Source organism: Halomonas aestuarii (assembly GCF_001886615.1).
Lineage (GTDB): Bacteria > Pseudomonadota > Gammaproteobacteria > Pseudomonadales > Halomonadaceae > Halomonas > Halomonas aestuarii.
In genome coordinates this window covers 1,034,674-1,054,376 of sequence record NZ_CP018139.1, presented here as the reverse complement: position 1 = coordinate 1,054,376, position 19,703 = coordinate 1,034,674, and the positions used below count along the sequence as shown (strand labels likewise).

Below are 19,703 nucleotides of genomic sequence, written 5' to 3'. Positions count from 1 at the left end.
ATGCTAGCGTTGCCCAAGGCGCCGATCTCGAGAGCGCCGAGACACTTCACAACAAAATCGTTCCAGGACCGGAGGAATGCCATGCGAATCCTGAAGTACGCCGCCGCCGCCACCCTGCTGGCCACGGCCCCGTTGGCCGCCGCCCAGCAGATCTCCATCGCCACCGGCGGGACCGGGGGCACCTACTATCCCTACGGGGGTGGCCTCGCCGAGCTGATCGGCAACCACATCGAGGGGGCCGAGGCCGTCGCCGAGGTCACGGGTGCCTCGGTGGAGAACATGGGGCTGGTATGGCGGGGTGACTCCGACCTGGCCCTGGCGCTCGCCGACACCGTCTACCAGGCCTACAACGGCACCGGCGACTTCGAGGGGCGCCAGCTGGAGAACATCCGCGCGCTGGCCTCGATCTATCCCAACGCCGTGCAGATCGTGACCCTGGCCGGTTCCGGCATCGAGTCGCTCTCCGACCTCGAGGGCAAGACCGTCTCCGTGGGCGCCCCGGGCAGCGGCACCGAGGTCAACGCCCAGACCCTGCTCGAGGCCAACGGCATCACCTATGACGACATCGATGCGCGTCGCCTGAACTTCAACGAGACCGCTGACGCCATCCGCGACGGCGACATCGACGCCGGCTTCTGGAGCGTGGGCCCGCCCACCAGCTCGATCATGAACCTCGCCACCACCCGCGACATCCAGCTGGTCGGCCTGACCGACGAGGAGATCGCCAAGGCCAAGGCCGCCGAGCCCGTGTTCGCCGCCTACAAGCTGCGTGCCGGCCTCTACGAGGGCATGGACGAGGCGGTGCAGAGCGTCGGTATTCCCAACGTGCTCGTCGTGAGCAGCGAGATGGACGAGGAACTGGCCTACGAGATCACCAAGGTGCTCTTCGAGTACACCGACGAGCTGATCGCCATCCATCCGGCGGCCAACGACACCACCGTGGAGTTCAGCGTGGAGTCCACGCCGATCGCCTTCCACCCGGGGGCGCTGCGCTACTACGAGGAAGTGGGCGCCGAGATCGCCGACAATCAGCGTCCCTGATCCCCGATGTGCGTTACACGCCTGAACGCGGGGCGGGCCTGGCTGCCCGCCCTGCTGCTGTTTGTGGGACTGGCGGTCGGCGGCCCGGCGGCCGCGGCCGACACGCCTCGGTCGGAAGTCCGGCTGGAAGTGCTGGACGCCGACGGCGAGCGGCTGGTGAGTTTTCCCATGCCCGAGGGCGAGGGCTGGTGCCTGGAGTGGAACCACTCGGTCGAGGGCTTCCCGGTGCTGGACTGCTATCGCCACCGGGACGGGCACATGGTGCTCAGGCGCAGCCACCTGCCCGACTTCGCCGCGGGACTGGACCACATCCCCGGACGCGGCCGCCAGGTCTCCGACGGCGAGGGCGGCTACTGGATCGAGGATATCGACGAGCCCGTGCCGGGCAACGCCTATCGGCTGCGGGTGGGGGCGATGCGCGTCGACCATCGCCTGGTGATCGACGGGTCCCGCACCAGCCTGAGCCGCCTGGCGGCCAACGAGCGGGTGACGATCCGGCTGGCCCTGCCTGCCGGCGCTCCCGAATGAACGACAACCCTGCGGACAATCCTGCGAGAGGACCACGATGAGCGATTCGGGCACCTCCCCCATCATCCCCGGCAGCAAGGCGAACCATTCCCGCCGGGTGCTGTGGCTGATCACCCTGGTGGCAGTGGGGCTGTCGCTGTTCCAGCTCTACTCCGCCGGTATCCAGCCGCTGGGGCTCTTCTACCAGCGCAGCATCCACCTGATGCTGATCATGATGCTGGCCTTCCTGATGTTTCCGCTGCTCGGGCCCGGTCGTGACCGTGGCCCGATCAGTGGCCTGGTCGATGCCGCCTTCGTCGGCGGGGCACTGATCACCGGGGGCTACCTGGTGCTCTACCTCGACGCGATCATCGATCGTGCCGGCTTCTGGAGCCAGACCGACATCGTCGTCGGCTGCATCGCCACCGTCACCGTGCTGGAGGCGGCCCGCCGGGCGGTGGGGCTGGCCATGACCGTCATCGGCCTGATCGCCATTCTCTATGCCTTCGCCGGGCCGAGGGGCGAGCTGCCGTGGCTCGGCCAGTTCCTGCCGGGCATCCTCGAGCACCGCGGCTACAATCTGGACCGCGTGGTGGGTCAGCTCTACCTGGGCCAGGAGGGCATCTTCGGCCTGCCCATGGGCGTGGCCGCCACCTACATCTTCATCTTCGTGCTGTTCGGCGCCTTCCTGGAGATCACCGGCGCGGGCAAGTTCTTCATCGACCTGGCCTATGCCGCCACCGGGCGACAGCGCGGCGGCCCGGCCAAGGCGGCGGTCATCGCCTCGGCGGGCATGGGCTCGATCTCCGGCAGTGCCATCGCCAACGTGGTGACCACGGGGGCCTTCACCATCCCGTTGATGAAGCGCCTGGGCTTCAAGCCGGCCCAGGCCGGCGGCATCGAGGCCGCGGCGTCCACCGGCGGGCAGATCATGCCGCCGCTGATGGGGGCCGGGGCCTTCCTGATCGCCGAGTACACCCGGATGCCCTACCTCGAGGTGGTCAAGGTCAGCATCCTGCCGGCGGTCATGTACTTCGCCACCGTCTACCTCTTCGTGCACATCATCGCCCTCAAGCAAGGCATGCAGGGCATGGCGCGCTCGGAGCTTCCCCAGATGCGCGACGTGATGGGGGCCGGCTGGCACTTCCTGCTGCCGCTGGCGGTGCTGGTGTGGCTGCTGGTGATGAACATGTCGCCGATGCGGGTCGGCTACTACGCCATCCTCACCATGCTGGCGGTGGCGGTGTTGCGCTTCGCGGTGTGGTTCCTGTTCATCGCGCCGCGCGAGGGTCAGAAGGTGACCGGGGATACCCTGCGCGAGGCACTGAAGGCCGGGCTGGTCAAGCTGGTCGGCGGCCTGGAACTGGGCGCCCGCAATGCCGTGGCGGTCTCCATGGCCTGTGCCGTGGCCGGCGTCATCGTCGGCGTGGTGGGGCTGACCGGCCTGGGTCTGAAGTTCTCCTCCATGATGATGGCCTTCTCCGGCGGCAACCTGCTGCTGGCGCTGGTGATGGTGCTGCTGGCGAGCCTGGTGCTGGGCATGGGCCTGCCGGTGACCGCCAGCTACATCGTGCTGATCGTGCTGGTGGGCCCGGCGCTGACCGCCGAGTTCGGCGTGCCGCTGCTGATCGCCCACCTGGTGGTGTTCTGGTACTCCCAGGACTCCAACGTCACGCCGCCCATCGCCCTGGCCGGCTTCGCCGGGGCGGCCATCGCCGGGGCCAAGCCCATGGATACCGGCTTCCAGGCCTGGAAGTTCGCCAAGGGGCTCTACCTGATCCCGCTGTTCATGGTCTACAACCCGGAGATCATCATGGGGGGGCCGTGGCCGCTGCTGGTGTGGACCGCCTTCACCGGCTTCCTGGCCCTGGGCGCCTTCGCCGCGGCCCTGGAGGGGTACCTGTTCACGCGCATGGCCTGGCCGATGCGCCTGCTGCTGTTGCCGGCGATCGTCGGGGTCTTCTACCCGAGCCTCTCGGTGGAGATCGCCGGGGCGGCGGCGATGGTGCTGATCCTGGCCGGCAACTGGATGGTCAGTCGGCGCCATTGAGCCCGGGGGCGGGTGAGCGGGCCCGAGGGCTCGTTCATGGTGCCCCTGGAACGACACAGGCCCCCGCCCGAGTCGCCTCGGGCGGGGGCCTGTCGTCAGGGTCACTGGCTGGAGGAGGTCTCGACGTCGGCTGAGGCTTCTGCTTCGGTCTCGACCGTGGCCTCGACGGTGGGGTCCTCGGCGGCGTCCATGGCGTCGCTGGCCGCCTCCTCGGTGGCATCGGCGGCATCCGCCGCCATCTCACCGGTGGCCTCCATCGCGTCTTCTGTCTTGCTCGCGGCCTCCTCGGCGGCGGCATCCAGGGTATCGGCCGTCGCATCGGCGACTTGCTCGGCCTCCTCGGCGGCGGCGTCCATCGTCTCGGCCGTCTCGTCGGCGGCCTGCTGCATGTCCTGCTCGACCTGCGGCTCTGCCTGGGTGGTCGTCTCGCTCGCGGCGGTGTCGCCGCCGTCGTCGCAGCCGGCCAGCATCAGGGCACCGGTCAGGGCGGCGATCAGGATCAGTGGCTGTTTCATGGTCTCTCTCCTTTGTTGGACGCAACAGGAGCGGCGTGGTCCTTCGCCCCTCACACCATGACCCTAACAGCCAATCTGGCACTCAGGATGAAAGCGTTGTCGCGACGTGGCGACGGGGCCCGGCGGGTGAGGAAGCGGGCGCACGGCTCTGCTAGAATGCACGTCTTCCATTCTTGACCGTGCCGCGGGGTGCCTGCCCCGTGGCGCTTTCGTCGTCCGTTTTCAGGAGTCGCAGATGTCGTCATCGCAGGAGTCGCCGAAGGTCGGCGTGATCATGGGGTCCAAGTCGGACTGGCCCGTCATGGAGCATGCCGTGGCCATGCTCGAGCGCCTGGGCGTGCCCTTCGAGACCCGGGTCGTCTCCGCCCACCGCACCCCGGACCTGCTGTTCGACTATGCCAAGCAGGCCGCCGGGCGCGGCCTGCAGGTGATCATCGCCGGCGCCGGCGGGGCGGCCCACCTGCCGGGCATGGTGGCCTCCCAGACGGCGCTGCCGGTGTTCGGCGTGCCGGTGGAGTCCAAGGCGCTGAAGGGGCTGGATTCGCTGCTCTCCATCGTGCAGATGCCCGGCGGCATCGCGGTGGGCACCCTGGCCATCGGCAAGGCCGGCGCCACCAATGCCGGCCTGCTGGCCGCCCAGGTCGTCGGCCTGCAGGATGACGAGGTGCGACGCGCCGTGGAGGCCTTCCGCGCCGAGCAGACCCAGACCGTGCTCGACAACCCCGACCCGCGTCCCGCGGCCGAGTGACAGGAGAGACCCCATGAACATTGGCGTACTGGGAGCCGGCCAGCTGGGGCGCATGCTCGCCCTGGCAGGCTACCCGCTGGCCAACCGCTTCACCTTCCTCGATACCACCGGCCACCCCAGCGCCGGCATCGGGGACGTGATGATCGACACCGACAGGAAGCACCTCGAGGCCTTCCTCGAGAAGGTCGACCTGGTCACCTACGAGTTCGAGCACCTGCCGGTGCCGCTGGTCCAGGCCATCGAGGAGCACCGGCCGGTCCATCCCTCCAGCGAGGCGATCCGGATCTGCCAGAACCGCGCCGAGGAGAAGGCGCTGTTCGATCGCCTGGGCATTCCAACCCCGGCCTATCGCCTGGTGGAGAGCGCCGAGGCCCTCGAGGCGGCGACCCGCGAGCTGGGCGCGCCGGTGGTGGCCAAGTCGGTTACCGAGGGCTACGACGGCAAGGGGCAGGCGGTGATCCGGGACCCGAGCGAGGCCCGTGATGCCTGGCGCGCGATCAACCATCCGCGCCTGATCGTCGAGGCCTTCGTCGACTTCGTGCGCGAGGTGTCGATCATCGCCGTGCGGGGCCGTGACGGGGAGGTGGCCTTCTACCCCATGGCCGAGAACCAGCACGTGGACGGCATCCTGCGTTACTCCATCGCCCCCGTGCCGGACCTCGACGACAGCGTCCAGCACCTCGCCGACGGCTACATCCGCGCGCTGCTCGACGAGCTCGACTACGTGGGCGTGCTGACCCTGGAGCTGTTCCAGGCCCGCGATGGCGCCCTGCTGGCCAACGAGATGGCGCCGCGGGTGCACAACTCCGGCCACTGGTCCATCGACGGCGCGGTGACCAGCCAGTTCGAGAACCACCTGCGGGCCATCCAGGGCCTGCCGCTGGGCGACACCTCGGCGCGCATGCCTACCTGCATGGTCAACGTGATCGGTCGGGAAGGAGAGGCGGCCGAGATCCTCGCGCTGCCGGATGCCCACCTGCACCGCTACGACAAGTCCGAGCGTGCCGGTCGCAAGCTGGCCCACGTGAACCTGCTGGCGCCCACCCATGCCGAGCTGCTGGAGCGGGTGCGCGCCTGCGCGGCCCTGCTGCCGGAGGCGCCCGAGCCCCGCTTCAGCTTCGAGTAGGGCGTTTCCCTCGGTCAAGGTCGAAGGCCCCGCATGAGCGGGGCCTTTTTCTGTCGGGTGACCGGTCAGTCGACCGAGCGGCGTCCCCTGCGCCCCAGGGCCGCGCAGCCGACCCCGATGAGCACCATCACGGCGATGACCCACAGGGGGCTGTAGAAAGTGGTGTAGACCTCCCAGCCCATCACTCCGAGCACCTCCGAGAATGCCGTCGGCGCGCCGACCAGGTGGCCGCCCAGCGTGCCGGCGGCGGCGAAGAACAGCCCGCCGATCAGCGCGAGGAGCACCAGCACCCAGCGCCTCGCGCCGTCGAAGGCGGCGTCCCCGGCACGCCAGACGAGCACGGTGAGCATGGTGAAGATGCCCAGCGACCACAGCGACATCAGGAGGTGGTTGCGCCCCAGTGGGCTGTGCGTGTGGGCCGCCAGGGGCCAGACCAGGAACCCCGAGACGATGGCGGCCAGTGCGCCGAGCAGGCTGAGCACCAGCACCGGCAGCAGGGCGGCGCGGCTCAGTTCGGCCATCCGCCCGGGCAGCAGGGCGCCGACCAGGATCATCAGGGTTGCGAGGGCCCAGAGCCCCAGGGGGAAATGGACGAGCATATGGTGCATGCCGGTCATGAGCGGTCTCCTTGACGCGTCGAGCGGAAGCCGGGGAGCAGGGCCAGGGTCACGCCGAGCATGACGATCAGTCCGGCCACCAGGGTCATCCACCACCGCGAGGTGATGGCGTCGTTGAACTCCATTTCCACCCCGTAGAGCGCCAGCTGTTCCTCGCTGTGACGCGCGCGCACCGGGGTGCCCTGCGCGATGTTCTCGGCGCCGGCATGGGCCTGGCTGATCAGCAGCGGCCAGTCCACCTGGCCGGGGTAGAACAGGGTCATGTCGAACCACGCATCGTCCCACTCGGGGGCACCGCCGGAGAAGGCGGTTGCCTGGAGGTCCGCCTCCCGGCCCAGCCCCAGGCTGTAGGGATGGGAGACATAGTGCCAGCGGCTGCCGGTCGCGTTGCGATACACGGCAATGCCGATGTCGTAGACGCCCTGGTCGGCCAGGATCTTGTCATCCAGCGGGCTGCCGGTGTCCAGGTCGCGTACCAGGGTCACGTCCCAGTAGCCGTCCTCCCATCGCGCCTGGCCATGGACGGCGATGCTGCCCCGTGAACCCTCGGGCGTGCGCAGCAGACGGCGGGGGATCACGTCGCCGTCCTGCCAGTCGTGGTCGGGGTCGAAGTCGGTGCGGTTCTCCTCGGAGAGGTAGTAGATGCTGTCGAAGTCGACCTCGCCGGACACCACGTCCTCCCAGCGCAGGGCTCGTTGACCGGTCTGCTCGGGATCGAGCATCCAGCGCGGGCGGTCGTTGTCGCCATCCCAGTTGGTGGTATAGGGGCCCGTGCCGGCATCACTGTTGCGATACTCGCCGACCCACTGGTCGTCGGAGGCCCCGATGGGATTGGAGCGCCCGGCGCGCCAGTGCCAGAGATCGAGGAAGTAGCCGGCCTCACGCTGGGCGGCGAGCACATCGGCATCCTCGACGCTTCGCCAGTCGGTCTGGTCGCGGCGGGTGGCCGGCAGGTACTTGCGCACGTCGCTTTTGCCCTTCTCCTGGCCGAGGTAGGGATGCTCGGCGACTTCCGCCGGACTGGCGGAGTCGCTGAAGAAGCGCATCCGATCACCGACGGTGATGTAGCCGCCATAGCGACCGAACTCGGGCACTCCGCCATCGTCCACCAGCATGGCGACCCGGTCCTCGTAGGTGCCGTCGGGGTCGGGGCCTGGCATGGAACTGCCGTGGCGGATCCACTCACCGTCCTCGTAGCGCAGCATGTCGTGGTAGACATGGGCCTGTTCGGCCGGCCAGCGATAGCGGAAGAAGATCTGTTCGTCGTTGTAGGCGGCCTGGACCTGCAGCGGCATGGTGAGCGCCTCGGGAATCGAGATGTTGCGCTCCGGGTCGTCCTCGATCACCCCGCTGCCCTGGGTGACCCAGGCGAGGCCCAGGGCGACGGGCAGTCCCAGGACCAGCCACGGGGTGGCGCCCTTGTCTTGGCGTGCCATGTAAGCTCCTGAATCAGAAAGTAAGCTGATGTAGCTGACTCTCAGTGTGGACCTTGCATGGTTTCATGGCCTGACACAGGTCAAGCAAGCCGCGACAAGGTGACACGCCGCCTCATGGCGTCGACGCGATCACCGTCGCACTGCCGGGCATGATCCTTCCTCGAACACCGTCGCCGATGCCGTGCTTCTCTCCGCGGTGGTGTTCGGGGTCCTCGGGCCCTTCCTGGTCCCCGGGTGCCGGGGTGGCCGCCCGGTCATCGAGGGGCCGGGCCCTGAGCCGGCCCTCATCCGAGGGTGCCGACCAGCCACAGCCATAGCGCCATCGCCGCGAAGTGGCCGGGATACCAGGCGAGCCACAGCCGTCGCGGCATCTGCCACACGACGCGTGGCACCTGCCGGGCCGCACCGGCGGCCAGCAGCAGCGCCACCAGCGTCGTCCCCACGGTGAACGACTTGGCCATGTCGGAGCTGTTCATCAGGCCCGCGACCACCAGCACCGGCAGCGCCATGGCCGTGGCCCCGAGGCGTGCGGGAAGGTCGGCGCCGGCCAGGTGAAGGCGCTGCATGGCCAGCATGTAGAGAGGGATCATCAGCAGGCCATGGTGGCCGTACTCGACCCACAGGCCGGCGAGCAGCCAGGTCCCCAGGGCGAGGGTGGCCTCGGCGACCAGCCGGGCCTCGCCAAGCCCGCCATGGGCCAGCCGCCTCGGCAGGGCCTGCAGCCAGGTGCCCCCCGTCAGGCCGAGCGAGAGGGTGAAGCAGATATTGAGGATCAGGTCGTCCGAGGTCCTCGGCATCAGCATGTAGGGCAGCTGGGCCACCAGGCCGATCACCAGGATCCGCCTGGCATAGCGCAGCGGGTTGCGGGTGTTGAAGAGCCCGTGCCAGGCCACCATGGCCGCGAACAGGGGGAAGGCGATGCGACCGATGGAGGCGTCGGCCCAGCCCAGCCCCCAGCGCTCCGGCACGACGTAGCGGCAGAGGTGGTCCACCGTCATGGTGAACAGGGCCAGCCACTGTCCCCAGCCGGTCCAGCTGGACGAGGGACGTTCCACGCCTTCCATGGCATCGACGCCGGCATTTCCCATCAGGGGCATCGGAACCTCCTAGAGTGAGGATGTGGCAGGCATGGACCCGAGGCGCGCCAGGGAGTTCCGGGTCGCCATTCGGCGACAACGTCCCGGGGCTCGGCGGGGGGGGGCACCACGCCGAGGTCGATCGGTCGAGGAGGAGGACAGGAGATGGTGATTGGACTGCTGCAGTGCGACGACGTGGCGCCCGAGCTTCGCGAGGCCCACGGCAACTATCCGGAGATGTTCGAGCGGCTCTTCCACCGGGTCGACCCGACCCTGACGTTCCGCGTCTGGCGCTGCCTGGATGGCGAGATCCCCGAGGATGTCGAGGCCGTGGATGCCTGGCTGACCACGGGGTCGAAGTTCGGGGTCAACGATGACCTGCCCTGGATCGCTGCCCTCGAGGTCTTCGTGCGCGCGCTGTGGGCGTCGGGCAAGCCGCTGGTGGGCATCTGCTTCGGCCACCAGCTGATGGCGAAGGCTCTGGGCGGCGAGGTGGAGAAGAGCGACAGGGGCTGGGGGGTGGGCCTCTCCTTCAACCGGGTCAGCGAACGCGCCGACTGGATGGTGCCCTGGCAGCCCGGCCTGGACCTGCTGGTGAGCCATCAGGACCAGGTGGAGCGCCTGCCCCCGCAGGCCCGGGTGCTGGGCGGCAGCGAGTTCTGCCCGTGCTACCTGATGCAGCTCGGCGAGCATTTCCTCGGCGTGCAGGGGCACCCCGAGTTCACCAAGGCCTATTCCCGTGACCTGATGGCGCTGCGCGCCGACCTGGTCGGTCACCACCGGGTGCGCCAGGGCGAGGCGTCGCTCTCCGCACCGGTGGACGATACCCTGATGGTGCGGTGGATCCTGGCCTTCATGCGACGGGCGATCGCGGCACGCCGCTGACGGGTGCCCCAACGCACGACCGGGGCCCCTGGGGGCCCCGGTCGCGATCATGACGGCCGTTCTTGACGACCGACGCTGGCGCGCCTTGCGCCTGTCGGTTCAGTCCTCGCCGAAGTACTTCGCGAGAATCTCGTCGTAGGTGCCATTGGCCTTCAGCGTGGCCAGTGCCTCGTTGAAGGCCGCGGCCAGCTCCTTGTCGCGCTGGCGGAAGGCGATGCCGAAGCCATCACCGAAGTACTCCTTGGGTTCGGTGATCTTCTTGCCGACCCGCTTGTAGTTGCCGGCCTCGCTCTCGAGCAGGGTGGACTTGCCGATCGGGAAGTCGAGGAAGGCGGCGTCGAGACGGCCCGAATCCATGTCCAGCACCATGTCGTCGGCGGTGGCATAGCGGTTCACGTCGGCCACGTCGCCGTACATGTCGGTCACGTAGTTGTCCTGCAGGGTGCCGCGCTGCACGCCGAGGGTCAGGCCCTTCAGGGTATCCTTGGACGGGGTGCCGATCTCGACGTCCGCGGGGGCGAACCAGGCGGACGGCGGCGTGATGTAGGGGTCGGAGAAGAGCACCTGCTCACGACGCTGCTCGTTGATGGTCATGGAGGACATGATGGCGTCGTACTTGCGCGCCTGCAGGCCGGGGATGATGCCGTCCCAGCCCTGCACGACCCATTCGCACTGGATGCCGATCTCGGCACACATGGCGTTGCCCAGGTCGATGTCGAAACCGGTCAGCTCGCCCTCGGGGGTGCGGAATTCCATGGGCTCGTAGGGGACGTCGACGCCAATGCGGATGTCGCGCACCTCGGCACTGGCGCTGCCGGCGATCAGGGTAGCGCCGATCACGCCGAGACTCAGGAGGTTCTTCAGTTTCATGGGGTGTTTTCCCGTGTTGTTGGTGGTGTCACCTTGTGGGTGATGTCCCGGTCACGATATGCGATGACCGGGCCTGTCGAAAGGGGGTGGCGCCCATGGAGAACGCCAGCCTCCAACGGTGATTCGACGATCCCTGTCGCCGGCGGTTCATCCGCTGGCCGGCTTGAGGTGGGCCAGCAGCCGCTTCTCCAGGTAGCGGAACAGATAGAGGATCGCGAAGGTGAGGCAGAGGTAGATCGCCGCCACGAACAGGAAGGCGTCGAAGGGCGCATAGAAGCGCGCATAGACGAAGCGGGCGGCACCGGTGAGGTCCATGATGGTGACCACGCTGGCGATGGCGCTGGCGTGGAGCATGAAGATCACCTCGTTACCGTAGGCCGGCAGGGCCCGCCGGAAGGCGCTGGGCAGCACGATGCGCCGCAGCATCAGCCCCTTGGACATCCCGTAGGCCCGCGCGGCCTCGATCTCGCCGTGGTTCGTGGACTTGATGGCCCCGCGGAAGATCTCCGTCGTGTAGGCCGCCGTGTTCAGGGTGAAGGCGATCAGAGCCGGCACGAAGGGCTTCTCGAGGATCACCCACAGCCAGGTCTCCTGGATGCCCTCGACGAAGACCACGCCGTAGTAGATCAGGTAGAGCTGGACCAGCAGCGGCGTGCCGCGGAACACGTAGCAGTATATGAAGATCGGCAGGCTCACCCAGCGGTGCTTCGAGCCGCGGCCGATGGCCAGCGGTACCGCCAGCACCAGGCCGATGATCAGCGACAGGGCCACCAGCTGCACGGTGGTGACCAGCCCCTCGCCGTAGTAGCCGAGGGTCTGCAGGGTGAAGATGCTGTTGTCGGCCAGCTGGGCCTCCAGCCACGTCATCAGGGCGTCCATCAGTCTGCCTCCCGGTAACCGACGTTGTAGCGTTTCTGAAGCCGCGCGAAGCCCCACTCGGAGAACGTCGCGATCAGCAGGTAGATGGCGGCCACGATGATCATGAAGGTGAAGGGCTCACGGGTGGCCTTGGAGGCCTCGGCGGCCACGCGGACCATGTCCGAGAGCCCGATCACCGAGACCAGCGCCGTGGTCTTGAGCAGCACCATCCAGTTGTTGGAGAGCCCCGGGATCGCGTGACGCATCATCTGCGGGAAGCGGATGCGCCTAAACACCAGCCAGTGGCTCATGCCGTAGGCCCGCCCCGCCTCGATCTGGCCGCTGTCCACCGCCAGGAAGGCGCCGCGGAAGGTCTCGCCCATGTAGGCGCCGAAGATCAGGCCGATGGTGATCACCCCCGCCACGAACTCGTTGACGTTGATGAAGATGTCGACCCCGAAGTGGTTGTAGAGGGCATCGGTGATCTGGTTGATGCCGATCTGGCCGCCGAAGAACAGCAGCATCATCAGCACCAGGTCGGGCACGCCGCGGATAATGGTGGTGTAGAGGGTGCCGATCCGGTGCGCCACCCAGCTGCGCGACATCTTGGCGCTGGCGGTCAGCAGGCCGAGCACCACCGACAGGATCAGCGACAGCACCCCCAGCTCGATGGTGATCAGGGCGCCTTCCAGGAGGCGCGGGCCGTAGCCATGCAGGTCGATCATGTCTCTCTCCTTGTCCCGGGGCGGCCCATCAGTGCTTGGGCGCCAGGAACTGCTTGAGGCGTTCGGACCTGGGGTTGCCGAGCACCTCGTCGGGCGGTCCGGCCTCCTCGACCTGCCCCTGATGCAGGTAGATCACCTGGGTGGACACATCGCGGGCGAAGGCCATCTCGTGGGTGACCACGATCATGGTGCGGCCTTCCTTGGCGAGGTCGCGCATCACCTTGAGGACGTCGCCGACCAGCTCGGGGTCCAGCGCCGAGGTCGGCTCATCGAACAGCATCACCTCGGGGTCCATGGCCAGTGCCCGGGCGATGGCGCCACGCTGCTGCTGGCCACCGGACATCTGGGCCGGATAGTAGTCGGCGCGCTCGGCCAGGCCGACCCGCTCGAGCAGCTGCCGGGCATGCTCGATCGCCTCCTTCTTCGGCTTGCCGAGCACGTGGACCGGCGCTTCGATGATGTTCTCGAGCAGGGTCATGTGGGCCCAGAGGTTGAAGCTCTGGAAGACCATGGAGAGCTTGGCGCGCATGCGCACCACCTGCTTCCAGTCGGCGGGTTCGCGGCCGTGCCTGGTCTCCTTGAAGAGGATCTGCTCGCCGTGGACGAACAGGTCGCCTTCATTGGGCTGCTCGAGCAGGTTCATGCAGCGCAGGAAGGTGCTCTTGCCGGAGCCTGAGGCTCCGATCAGGGTGATGACATCGCCCTTGTGGGCCTTCAGGGAGAGGCCCTTGAGGACTTCGGTATCGCCGAAGCGCTTGGTGATGTTGCGCACTTCCAGCGGAATCGGGGTATCGGCCATGAATCAGGCTCCAGATCGAGGGTGGTCCGCCGCATCTCGGGGTCGCCGGCGCGGGCCGGCGAACAAAAAGGGGCGATTCTAGCAGGCCGGAGAGATTCCGGCAGGGGGCCGCGACGCATCGGCCAGTCTAGCGTGATCCGGGGCGTGGGGGGCATCGGTCATGGGGGTCTCCTGTCTGTTGTTGTTGTGCTGGGCGATGATTGTGTCGTGTTCTTCCTGGCTGCTGTGACGGGCGCCGGGACGGAGGCCTCAGGCCGGTGGCGGGCTCGGCACCACCAGCAGCGCCGCCCGGGCGCCGATCTCGACGTCGGCATTGGGAAAGACCACCGACAGCGGGGTCTCGCCGACGTCGAAGGCCCCGGCGCTGGCATCCTCCGCGAGCCGGGTGCCCGGGCCGAACTCGGTGAAGTTCGGGGTGTCGTCGGGGAAGCAGAGCCGGAAGTCCGGGTCACGGCGCATCAGCTCATGTTCGGCGCGGAAGAAGGCCATGTCGGCCGGATCCCCGGTCGCGGGCGCCCGGCCCTCGACCAGCGCCTCGAGCAGGCATCCCATGGGGGCCAGGGGCGCCAGGTCGTTGTGGCCGAAGGGCAGGGCGCGGCCCAGCTCCAGGGTGAAGGACGCCGCGCCATGGTAGTGCTTCGAATAGTGCGAGAAGGTCCAGCTGTGCCGGTGCTGGTGGAGCACCGCCTGGATGTCGGCGGCGGCCATCCAGCGCCACTGCTCCTGCGGCGTCGGAGTCTCGCCGAAGGGCTCGACCACGAAGCGCGGAAAGCGGCTGTCCCGGATGGCCGTGTGCAGGTCGTAGTGCAGCGGGGGAAGCCCCGGATGGCGGCCATAGAAGGCGTCGACCTCGGCCATCAGCGCCCGGGCCCGATCGGCCTCGTCGCCCGTCTCCTCGAGGTCGCGCCGGAACAGCCGGTTGAGGTTGGTGTCGACGTAGCGCTGGCCACGCCGGATCGCCTCCGGGTTGCCCAGCATCACCAGCAGCGGGGCGCCGAGGTGCAGCAGTCCCGCCTCCAGCCGCGCGAGGACCTCGCCCAGCAGCTCGATGGGCGCGGTCTCGTTGCCGTGGATGCCGACCGAGAGCACGCCGGCCCGGGCCTCGGCCCCGGTGGTCTCCGGCAAGAGCTCGAGCACCCCGGGGGCAACCAGCCGGTAGCGTCCGCCGGGAATCCGGCCCTCGCGCGACGAGGGGGAACGCCCCTCCAGCCCCTGATCGAGCCACTCAGACAGCATGTTCACCCCTCATCTCGCAGGCCCTCCGGGCCCCTGTGGTTCGTGTGGCGGTATCTCACGACACCTTCCCGCCGGCGGCCGGTGGACTCAAGCACCCGCGTCGGTCGGATGAAAGTGGCAGGGCCCAGGGTGAAAATTCCGTCAACGCCAGGGGGCGCAAGCCGCTCCCTGCTCCACCTCGATCAGCTCCTCCACCGGGAAGTCGAGGGCCTCGGCCCGCTGGACCAGCGCGCGATAGGTGGCCGGTGCCAGCCGCGGCGTGCGCGACAGCACCCACAGGTAGTCGCGGTTGGGGCCGGCCACGAGGGCCCAGCCGTAGCCGTCATCCAGCGCGAGCACGTTGTAGCCGGCGTAGAAGGGGCCGAAGAAGCTCACCTTCAGGCGCCCCACGTCCGCCTCGCCGACGGGGTAGGCCTTGCCCTCGGCGACGTTCGCCTCCTGCGTCTCGAGGTTCACGCCCCGGTTGATCACCCGCACCCCGCCATCGTCGCGCCTACTGTAGTCGGCGGTGACGCAGTCGAGCCCCTCCTCGAAGCTGTGGTCCAGCCGGGCGATCTCGTACCACTGGCCCAGGTAGCGGTCGAGCGAGAAGTCGGTGACGGCGCGGGTGCCGTCGGGAAGGCCGGCGCAGCCGGCGAGGCCGAGCCCCACCAGGGCCGTGGCGAGCAGCGATCGGGACATCGGTGCCTCCTTGTCGGGAAAGGGTGATCACGGCAGGCGGCTGTGACCTTTGCAGGGTGGGGGGCGGGGCGTGGCGCGGATAGACTGGCGGCCCCACCCGTCGCCAGGAAGCCGCCATGACCGACCCCGCCGAACGCGCCCATGTCCGCCAGCTCGATGCCCACTATGATGCGCCGCACGCCGGTGACGGGCAAAGCCTGACGGCCCGGCTGCGGACCGCCTTCCGGGCGGCGGGGCGCGACCCGGACCATCTCACCCTCGACGAGATCGCCGGCATCGACCAGCTGCACCTCGGCGGGCGCCGGGCCAGCCGCGCCCTGGCGGCCCTGGGCGAGCTGGCGCCCGGCGCCCGGGTGCTGGACGTGGGGTGCGGCACCGGCGGTGCCAGCCGGCTGCTGGCGGCGGAGTTAGGCTGCGAGGTGACGGGGCTCGACATCACCGCGGCCTTCGTCGAGGTGGCGGGCTGGCTGAGCCGCGCCACCGGGCTCGACGACCGGACGCGTTTCCTGTGCGCCGATGCCGCGCGGGTGCCGCTGCCGGACGCCAGCCTCGAGGTCGTCTGGTGTCAGCACGCGCTGATGAACATGCCCGACGCGGCGGCGGTACTGGCCGAATGGCGGCGGCTGCTGGTGCCGGGCGGCAGGGTGCTGCTGCACGAGGTGGTGGCGGGTCAGGACGCGTCGCCGCTCATGCTCCCGGTGCCCTGGGCGCGCGACGCCGCGACCAGCCACCTGCGCGCCCGAGAGGCCCTGGAGGCCCTGCTCGTCGAGGGCGGCTTCGCCCCGGTGGCGGTGCAGGACGTCACCGAGGCGGCGCTCGACTGGCGGCGCAAGCACAGTCGCCGGGAGGCGAGCGAGGCGCCGCCGGGCGCTTCACATCAGGCGCCCGCCCTGCCGGGACCGTCGCTGATCTTCGGCGAAGCCTTCGCGCAGATGGGCCGCAACCTGCGCGACAACCTGGCCGCCGATCGGGTTCGCATCCTGGAAGGAGTGTGGCGCAAGGCCTGAGGCCTCGGCCGGACGACGACGGGCCGGCCGGCGAGGCCTGCCCGTCGTCGACAGTGGCAGGGGTCAGCCGGCGATGCGCTCGGCGATGGCACGGCCCAGGGTCTCGGTGGTGCCATGGCCGCCGACGTCCGGCGTCAGCACCGCCGGGTCACCCTCGCTGAGTACCGCCTCGAAGGCATCGACTATGGCCTTTCCGGCGTCCTGGTGGCCCAGGTGTTCGAGCATCATGGCCGCTGACCAGATCTGGCCGATGGGGTTGGCGATGCCGCGCCCGGCGATGTCCGGGGCGCTGCCGTGCACCGGTTCGAAGAGGCTCGGGAAGGTGCCGTCCGGGTTGATGTTGGCTGAGGGAGCCACGCCGATCGTGCCGGTGCAAGCCGGGCCCAGGTCGGAGAGGATGTCGCCGAACAGGTTGCTGGCCACCACCACGTCGAACCAGTCGGGGTGCATCACGAAGTTGGCCGTCAGGATATCGATGTGGAACTGGTCCACCGAGACATCGGGGTAGTGGGCCCCCATCGCCTTCACACGCTCGTCCCACCACGGCATGGTGATGGCGATGCCGTTGGACTTGGTGGCCGAGGTGAGCTTCCGGCGCGGGCGGGTCTGGGCGAGATCGAAGGCGTACTTCAGCACCCGGTCGACCCCGATTCGGGTCATCACCGTCTCCTGGATCACCACCTCGCGGTCGGTGCCCTCGAACATCCTGCCGCCGACGCTGGAGTACTCCCCCTCGGTGTTCTCGCGCACCACGTAGAAGTCGATGTCGCCCGGCCGGCGGTCCGCCAGCGGGCTCTTGATGCCCGGCAGCAGGCGGCAGGGACGCAGGTTCACGTACTGGTCGAAACGGCGCCGGAACTGCAGCAGCGAGCCCCACAGCGAGATGTGGTCGGGCACCGTCTCCGGCCAGCCCACGGCACCGTAGAAGATGGCGTCGAGGTCCTTGAGCTGCTCGAACCAGTCGTCGGGCAGCATCTGGCCGTGCTCGAGGTAGTAGTCGCAGCTGGCGAAGTCGAAGGGCTCGAGGGACAGGTCGATGCCGAAACGGCGGGCGGCGGCCTCGAGGGCGCGCAGCCCCTCGGGCATCACCTCCTTGCCGATGCCGTCGCCGGGAATGACCGCGATGCGGTGGGTCATGCGTCTTCTCCTGGTGGTCATGGGACGATGCCTGCCAGTCTAGCCCTGCACACCGGAAAGATAATCACGGTATCCTTCAACATATTGTTGAATGAGAGTGGAGAATCGCATGCCCCCCCTCGATGACCTGGCCTTCTTCCGGCGCCTGGCCCATGCCGGCAGCCTCACGGCCACGGCCCGGGAGCTCGGGCTCTCGCTGTCGGCGGTGAGCAAGCGCCTCAAGCAGCTGGAGGCAAGACTGGGTGTGGAGCTCGCCAGCCGCACCACCCGTCGCCTGGCCCTGACCGCCGAGGGGGAGCGCTACCTCGCCCGCGGGGGGATGATCCTCGAGGAGCTGAGGGAGCTCGAGGAGTCCCTGGGCGAGCATCGCGCCGAGCTCTCCGGTCCGCTGCGGGTCAACGCCACCTTCGGCTTCGGCCGCCGCCACGTGGCCCCGCTGCTCTCGGCCTTCTGCCGCGAGCATCCCGGCATCGAAGCGACGCTGGAGCTCTCCGGCTTCCCGCTGAGCCTCGGCGACCAGGCCTTCGACATCGCCATCCGGGTGGGCGAGCCGCCGGACTCCCGCCTGGTGGCGCGGCGGATCCTCGCCAACCGGCGAGTGCTCTGCGCCGCGCCTGCCCGGGCGGCGACCCTGCCGCCGCTGCACTCGCCGGCCGACCTGGCCTCGCTGCCCTGTCTGCTGCTGCGCGAGAACGACAGCGACTTCGCCGTCTGGCGCTTCCAGCGGCGCGACGACCCCGCGGTGGAGCAGGCGGTGAAGGTGGGCGGGGCGCTGGCCAGCAACGACGGGGAGGCGATCATGCGGCTCGCCCTGGACGGCCACGGCATCGCCCTGCGTTCCTGGTGGGACGTGTACGAGCCCCTCCGGCAGGGGCGACTGGTCGAACTGCTGCCCGACTGGCAGGGCGTTCGTGCCGACTTCCATGCGGTCTACCGACAGCGCCGTCACGTGCCCGCCCGCCTGCGGTCATTCGTCGCCTATCTTGAACAGGAGATGGCCAGTCGCGTGCCACCTCGGCAGAATGTCGCCACTGCGATCCGTGGAGAGATGTCCCCGTGAATGTGCTGATGTTCACCAACACCTACCTGCCCATCGTCGGCGGGGTCAGCGAGTCGGTCCAGCGGCTCAAGCGCCAGCTGCAGGCCACCGGCCATCGGGTGCTGGTGGTGGCCCCCCGGCTGTCCGGGCAGCCGCAACGGGAAGAGGACGTGGTCAGGGTGGCGGCCATGCAGCACTTCAACGGCAGCGACTTCTCGCTGCCGGTGCCGATCCCCGGCCAGCTCCACGAGGCGATCGAGGCCTTCGAGCCGGACATCGTCCATGCCCACCACCCCTTCCTGCTGGGCGATACCGCCGCCCGGGCGGCCGAGACCTACGGACTGCCGCTGGTCTTCACCCACCACACCCTCTACGAGCACTACACCCACTACGTGCCCGGTGACTCGCCGCGCATGCAGCGCTTCGCGGTGGCACTCGCTACCCAGTACACCTGGCTGTGCGACGAGGTGATCGCGCCCAGCGAGAGCATCCGCGACCTGCTGCTGCGACGGGAGGCCAATCCCGCCATCAGCGTGGTGCCGAGCGGCGTGGACACCGCGCGCTTCGCCCTCGGCGATGGCCGGGAGTGGCGCGCCCGCCTGGGCATTCCCGACGGGGCCTACGTGATCGGCCACCTGGGACGGCTGGCGCTGGAGAAGAACCTGGTGTTCCTGGCCGAGGCGGTGGCCGCGGCGCTGGTCGCGCGGCCCGAGGCCCACTTCCTGGTGGTGGGCGAGGGCGAGGCGCGACGCGATATCCAGGCGGTGGCCGAGGCACGGGGCGTGGCGGACCGGTTGCACTTCACCGGCCGCCTCCAGGGGCAGGCCCTGATCGATGCCTACCATGCCATGGACGTCTTCGCCTTCGCCTCCCACAGCGAGACCCAGGGCATGGTGGTGGCCGAGGCCATGGCGGCCGGCTTGCCGGTGGTGGCCGTCGCCGCCCCCGGGGTGCGCGAGGTGGTGGTCGAGGGCCGCAATGGGCGGCTGATCCCGGGGGACGACCTCGACCTCATGGCCGAGGCGCTCGCCTCACTGGCCACTCCCGACGCGCGGGCGCCGCTGGCCGAGGCGGCCCTGGAGACGGCCGCCGGCTACGACGAGGCGCGCTGCGCCGAGCGCTGCCTGGCCGTCTATCGCCACGCCATCGCCCGGGGCGGCCCCTTCACCCACGCCGACGAGGGGGGCTGGGAGCGCATCCGCTCCCGGCTCGGGGCAGAGTGGCAGATGCTTCGCCATCGCGGCCGCCTGCTGCGCCACCTGGTGCAGGAGGAGTGGGAGCAGGAACGTCCCGCCTGGTGGCCCGGCCATCGCGAGGAGGACGAGCCGGAGCTGCCGCGGAAGTAGCCCG

Annotated in this window: 20 protein-coding genes; 9 read left to right on the top strand and 11 right to left on the bottom strand. The window is 69.2% G+C overall.

Going from position 1 to position 19,703, the window contains the following annotated elements:
• The first annotated feature begins 81 nt into the window (after positions 1–81).
• Genes BOX17_RS04745 through BOX17_RS04735 form a run of 3 tightly spaced genes read left to right on the top strand, consistent with a single transcriptional unit; the run spans position 82 to position 3,598 of the window.
• A complete protein-coding gene (locus tag BOX17_RS04745) occupies positions 82–1,041 on the top strand; it encodes a TAXI family TRAP transporter solute-binding subunit (protein WP_071942300.1) in 960 nt (319 codons plus the stop codon).
• A gap of 6 nt (positions 1,042–1,047) precedes the next feature.
• Positions 1,048–1,569 (top strand): DUF1850 domain-containing protein, encoded by a 522-nt coding sequence (locus BOX17_RS04740; RefSeq protein ID WP_071942299.1) that lies wholly within the window; start codon positions 1,048–1,050, stop codon positions 1,567–1,569.
• Positions 1,570–1,606: 37 nt separating this feature from the next.
• A complete protein-coding gene (locus BOX17_RS04735; RefSeq protein ID WP_071942298.1) occupies positions 1,607–3,598 on the top strand; it encodes a TRAP transporter permease in 1,992 nt (663 codons plus the stop codon).
• 101 nt (positions 3,599–3,699) lie between these two features.
• Here the strand turns inward: BOX17_RS04735 and BOX17_RS04730 are convergent, their stop codons facing one another.
• The gene (locus tag BOX17_RS04730; RefSeq protein ID WP_071942297.1) at positions 3,700–4,113 is read right to left on the bottom strand and encodes a hypothetical protein; all 414 of its coding nucleotides are present in this window, start codon (positions 4,111–4,113) and stop codon (positions 3,700–3,702) included.
• Between the two features lie 235 nt (positions 4,114–4,348).
• Here BOX17_RS04730 and purE point away from each other — a divergent pair, with 235 nt between their 5' ends.
• Both purE and BOX17_RS04720 read left to right on the top strand, forming a co-directional pair.
• The gene (purE, locus tag BOX17_RS04725; protein WP_071942296.1) at positions 4,349–4,861 is read left to right on the top strand and encodes a 5-(carboxyamino)imidazole ribonucleotide mutase; all 513 of its coding nucleotides are present in this window, start codon (positions 4,349–4,351) and stop codon (positions 4,859–4,861) included.
• 13 nt (positions 4,862–4,874) lie between these two features.
• Positions 4,875–5,987: a 5-(carboxyamino)imidazole ribonucleotide synthase gene (locus tag BOX17_RS04720; RefSeq protein ID WP_071942295.1), complete on the top strand. Its 1,113-nt coding sequence runs from the start codon at positions 4,875–4,877 to the stop codon at positions 5,985–5,987.
• 65 nt (positions 5,988–6,052) lie between these two features.
• Here the strand turns inward: BOX17_RS04720 and BOX17_RS04715 are convergent, their stop codons facing one another.
• From BOX17_RS04715 to BOX17_RS04705, 3 genes are all read right to left on the bottom strand, one after another.
• The gene (locus BOX17_RS04715; protein ID WP_071942294.1) at positions 6,053–6,604 is read right to left on the bottom strand and encodes a DUF2231 domain-containing protein; all 552 of its coding nucleotides are present in this window, start codon (positions 6,602–6,604) and stop codon (positions 6,053–6,055) included.
• A complete protein-coding gene (locus BOX17_RS04710; protein ID WP_071942293.1) occupies positions 6,601–8,040 on the bottom strand; it encodes an ethylbenzene dehydrogenase-related protein in 1,440 nt (479 codons plus the stop codon). Before BOX17_RS04710 ends, BOX17_RS04715 begins: the two co-directional genes overlap by 4 nt.
• Before the next feature lie 284 nt (positions 8,041–8,324).
• Positions 8,325–9,137 carry a TraX family protein gene (locus tag BOX17_RS04705; protein ID WP_071942292.1) on the bottom strand — a complete coding sequence of 271 codons (813 nt, stop codon included), beginning with the start codon at positions 9,135–9,137 and terminating at the stop codon, positions 8,325–8,327.
• Between the two features lie 144 nt (positions 9,138–9,281).
• Between BOX17_RS04705 and BOX17_RS04700 the strand changes: the two genes are divergently transcribed.
• Positions 9,282–10,001 (top strand): glutamine amidotransferase-related protein, encoded by a 720-nt coding sequence (locus BOX17_RS04700; RefSeq protein WP_071942291.1) that lies wholly within the window; start codon positions 9,282–9,284, stop codon positions 9,999–10,001.
• 99 nt (positions 10,002–10,100) lie between these two features.
• Here the strand turns inward: BOX17_RS04700 and BOX17_RS04695 are convergent, their stop codons facing one another.
• From BOX17_RS04695 to BOX17_RS04670, 6 genes are all read right to left on the bottom strand, one after another.
• Positions 10,101–10,871, bottom strand: coding sequence for a transporter substrate-binding domain-containing protein (locus BOX17_RS04695; RefSeq protein WP_425268703.1), 771 nt, complete (start codon positions 10,869–10,871; stop codon positions 10,101–10,103).
• Between the two features lie 147 nt (positions 10,872–11,018).
• A complete protein-coding gene (locus BOX17_RS04690) occupies positions 11,019–11,750 on the bottom strand; it encodes an ABC transporter permease (RefSeq protein WP_071942290.1) in 732 nt (243 codons plus the stop codon).
• A complete protein-coding gene (locus tag BOX17_RS04685; RefSeq protein WP_071942289.1) occupies positions 11,750–12,454 on the bottom strand; it encodes an ABC transporter permease in 705 nt (234 codons plus the stop codon). The genes BOX17_RS04690 and BOX17_RS04685 overlap by 1 nt, the downstream gene beginning before the upstream one ends.
• A 28-nt stretch (positions 12,455–12,482) precedes the next feature.
• Positions 12,483–13,253 carry an ABC transporter ATP-binding protein gene (locus tag BOX17_RS04680; protein WP_071942288.1) on the bottom strand — a complete coding sequence of 257 codons (771 nt, stop codon included), beginning with the start codon at positions 13,251–13,253 and terminating at the stop codon, positions 12,483–12,485.
• Between the two features lie 249 nt (positions 13,254–13,502).
• Complete coding sequence (locus BOX17_RS04675) at positions 13,503–14,489, bottom strand: succinylglutamate desuccinylase (RefSeq protein ID WP_071942287.1); 987 nt, start codon at positions 14,487–14,489, stop codon at positions 13,503–13,505.
• Positions 14,490–14,630: 141 nt separating this feature from the next.
• Positions 14,631–15,170 (bottom strand): lipocalin family protein, encoded by a 540-nt coding sequence (locus BOX17_RS04670; RefSeq protein WP_071942286.1) that lies wholly within the window; start codon positions 15,168–15,170, stop codon positions 14,631–14,633.
• A gap of 116 nt (positions 15,171–15,286) precedes the next feature.
• Here BOX17_RS04670 and BOX17_RS04665 point away from each other — a divergent pair, with 116 nt between their 5' ends.
• Positions 15,287–16,177 (top strand): class I SAM-dependent methyltransferase, encoded by an 891-nt coding sequence (locus tag BOX17_RS04665; protein ID WP_071942285.1) that lies wholly within the window; start codon positions 15,287–15,289, stop codon positions 16,175–16,177.
• Positions 16,178–16,240: 63 nt separating this feature from the next.
• Here the strand turns inward: BOX17_RS04665 and BOX17_RS04660 are convergent, their stop codons facing one another.
• Positions 16,241–17,314 (bottom strand): tartrate dehydrogenase, encoded by a 1,074-nt coding sequence (locus tag BOX17_RS04660; protein ID WP_071942284.1) that lies wholly within the window; start codon positions 17,312–17,314, stop codon positions 16,241–16,243.
• A gap of 109 nt (positions 17,315–17,423) precedes the next feature.
• Here BOX17_RS04660 and BOX17_RS04655 point away from each other — a divergent pair, with 109 nt between their 5' ends.
• Together BOX17_RS04655 and BOX17_RS04650 are read left to right on the top strand one after the other, a co-directional pair.
• The gene (locus tag BOX17_RS04655) at positions 17,424–18,374 is read left to right on the top strand and encodes a LysR family transcriptional regulator (protein ID WP_071942283.1); all 951 of its coding nucleotides are present in this window, start codon (positions 17,424–17,426) and stop codon (positions 18,372–18,374) included.
• On the top strand, positions 18,371–19,699 hold the full coding sequence (locus BOX17_RS04650) for a glycosyltransferase (protein WP_071942282.1): 1,329 nt from the start codon (positions 18,371–18,373) through the stop codon (positions 19,697–19,699). The genes BOX17_RS04655 and BOX17_RS04650 overlap by 4 nt, the downstream gene beginning before the upstream one ends.
• The last annotated feature ends 4 nt before the right edge of the window (positions 19,700–19,703 follow it).

Coding starts and splice junctions, on each gene's coding strand:
- BOX17_RS04695 (WP_425268703.1), bottom strand. CDS start 10,871: ATGAAACTGAAGAACCTCCTGAGTCTCGGCGTGATCGGCGCTACCCTG.
- BOX17_RS04690 (WP_071942290.1), bottom strand. CDS start 11,750: ATGGACGCCCTGATGACGTGGCTGGAGGCCCAGCTGGCCGACAACAGC.
- BOX17_RS04670 (WP_071942286.1), bottom strand. CDS start 15,170: ATGTCCCGATCGCTGCTCGCCACGGCCCTGGTGGGGCTCGGCCTCGCC.
- BOX17_RS04655 (WP_071942283.1), top strand. CDS start 17,424: ATGCCCCCCCTCGATGACCTGGCCTTCTTCCGGCGCCTGGCCCATGCC.
- BOX17_RS04715 (WP_071942294.1), bottom strand. CDS start 6,604: ATGACCGGCATGCACCATATGCTCGTCCATTTCCCCCTGGGGCTCTGG.
- purE (WP_071942296.1), top strand. CDS start 4,349: ATGTCGTCATCGCAGGAGTCGCCGAAGGTCGGCGTGATCATGGGGTCC.
- BOX17_RS04710 (WP_071942293.1), bottom strand. CDS start 8,040: ATGGCACGCCAAGACAAGGGCGCCACCCCGTGGCTGGTCCTGGGACTG.
- BOX17_RS04745 (WP_071942300.1), top strand. CDS start 82: ATGCGAATCCTGAAGTACGCCGCCGCCGCCACCCTGCTGGCCACGGCC.
- BOX17_RS04720 (WP_071942295.1), top strand. CDS start 4,875: ATGAACATTGGCGTACTGGGAGCCGGCCAGCTGGGGCGCATGCTCGCC.
- BOX17_RS04705 (WP_071942292.1), bottom strand. CDS start 9,137: ATGCCCCTGATGGGAAATGCCGGCGTCGATGCCATGGAAGGCGTGGAA.
- BOX17_RS04735 (WP_071942298.1), top strand. CDS start 1,607: ATGAGCGATTCGGGCACCTCCCCCATCATCCCCGGCAGCAAGGCGAAC.
- BOX17_RS04730 (WP_071942297.1), bottom strand. CDS start 4,113: ATGAAACAGCCACTGATCCTGATCGCCGCCCTGACCGGTGCCCTGATG.
- BOX17_RS04740 (WP_071942299.1), top strand. CDS start 1,048: ATGTGCGTTACACGCCTGAACGCGGGGCGGGCCTGGCTGCCCGCCCTG.
- BOX17_RS04660 (WP_071942284.1), bottom strand. CDS start 17,314: ATGACCCACCGCATCGCGGTCATTCCCGGCGACGGCATCGGCAAGGAG.
- BOX17_RS04665 (WP_071942285.1), top strand. CDS start 15,287: ATGACCGACCCCGCCGAACGCGCCCATGTCCGCCAGCTCGATGCCCAC.
- BOX17_RS04700 (WP_071942291.1), top strand. CDS start 9,282: ATGGTGATTGGACTGCTGCAGTGCGACGACGTGGCGCCCGAGCTTCGC.
- BOX17_RS04675 (WP_071942287.1), bottom strand. CDS start 14,489: ATGCTGTCTGAGTGGCTCGATCAGGGGCTGGAGGGGCGTTCCCCCTCG.
- BOX17_RS04685 (WP_071942289.1), bottom strand. CDS start 12,454: ATGATCGACCTGCATGGCTACGGCCCGCGCCTCCTGGAAGGCGCCCTG.
- BOX17_RS04680 (WP_071942288.1), bottom strand. CDS start 13,253: ATGGCCGATACCCCGATTCCGCTGGAAGTGCGCAACATCACCAAGCGC.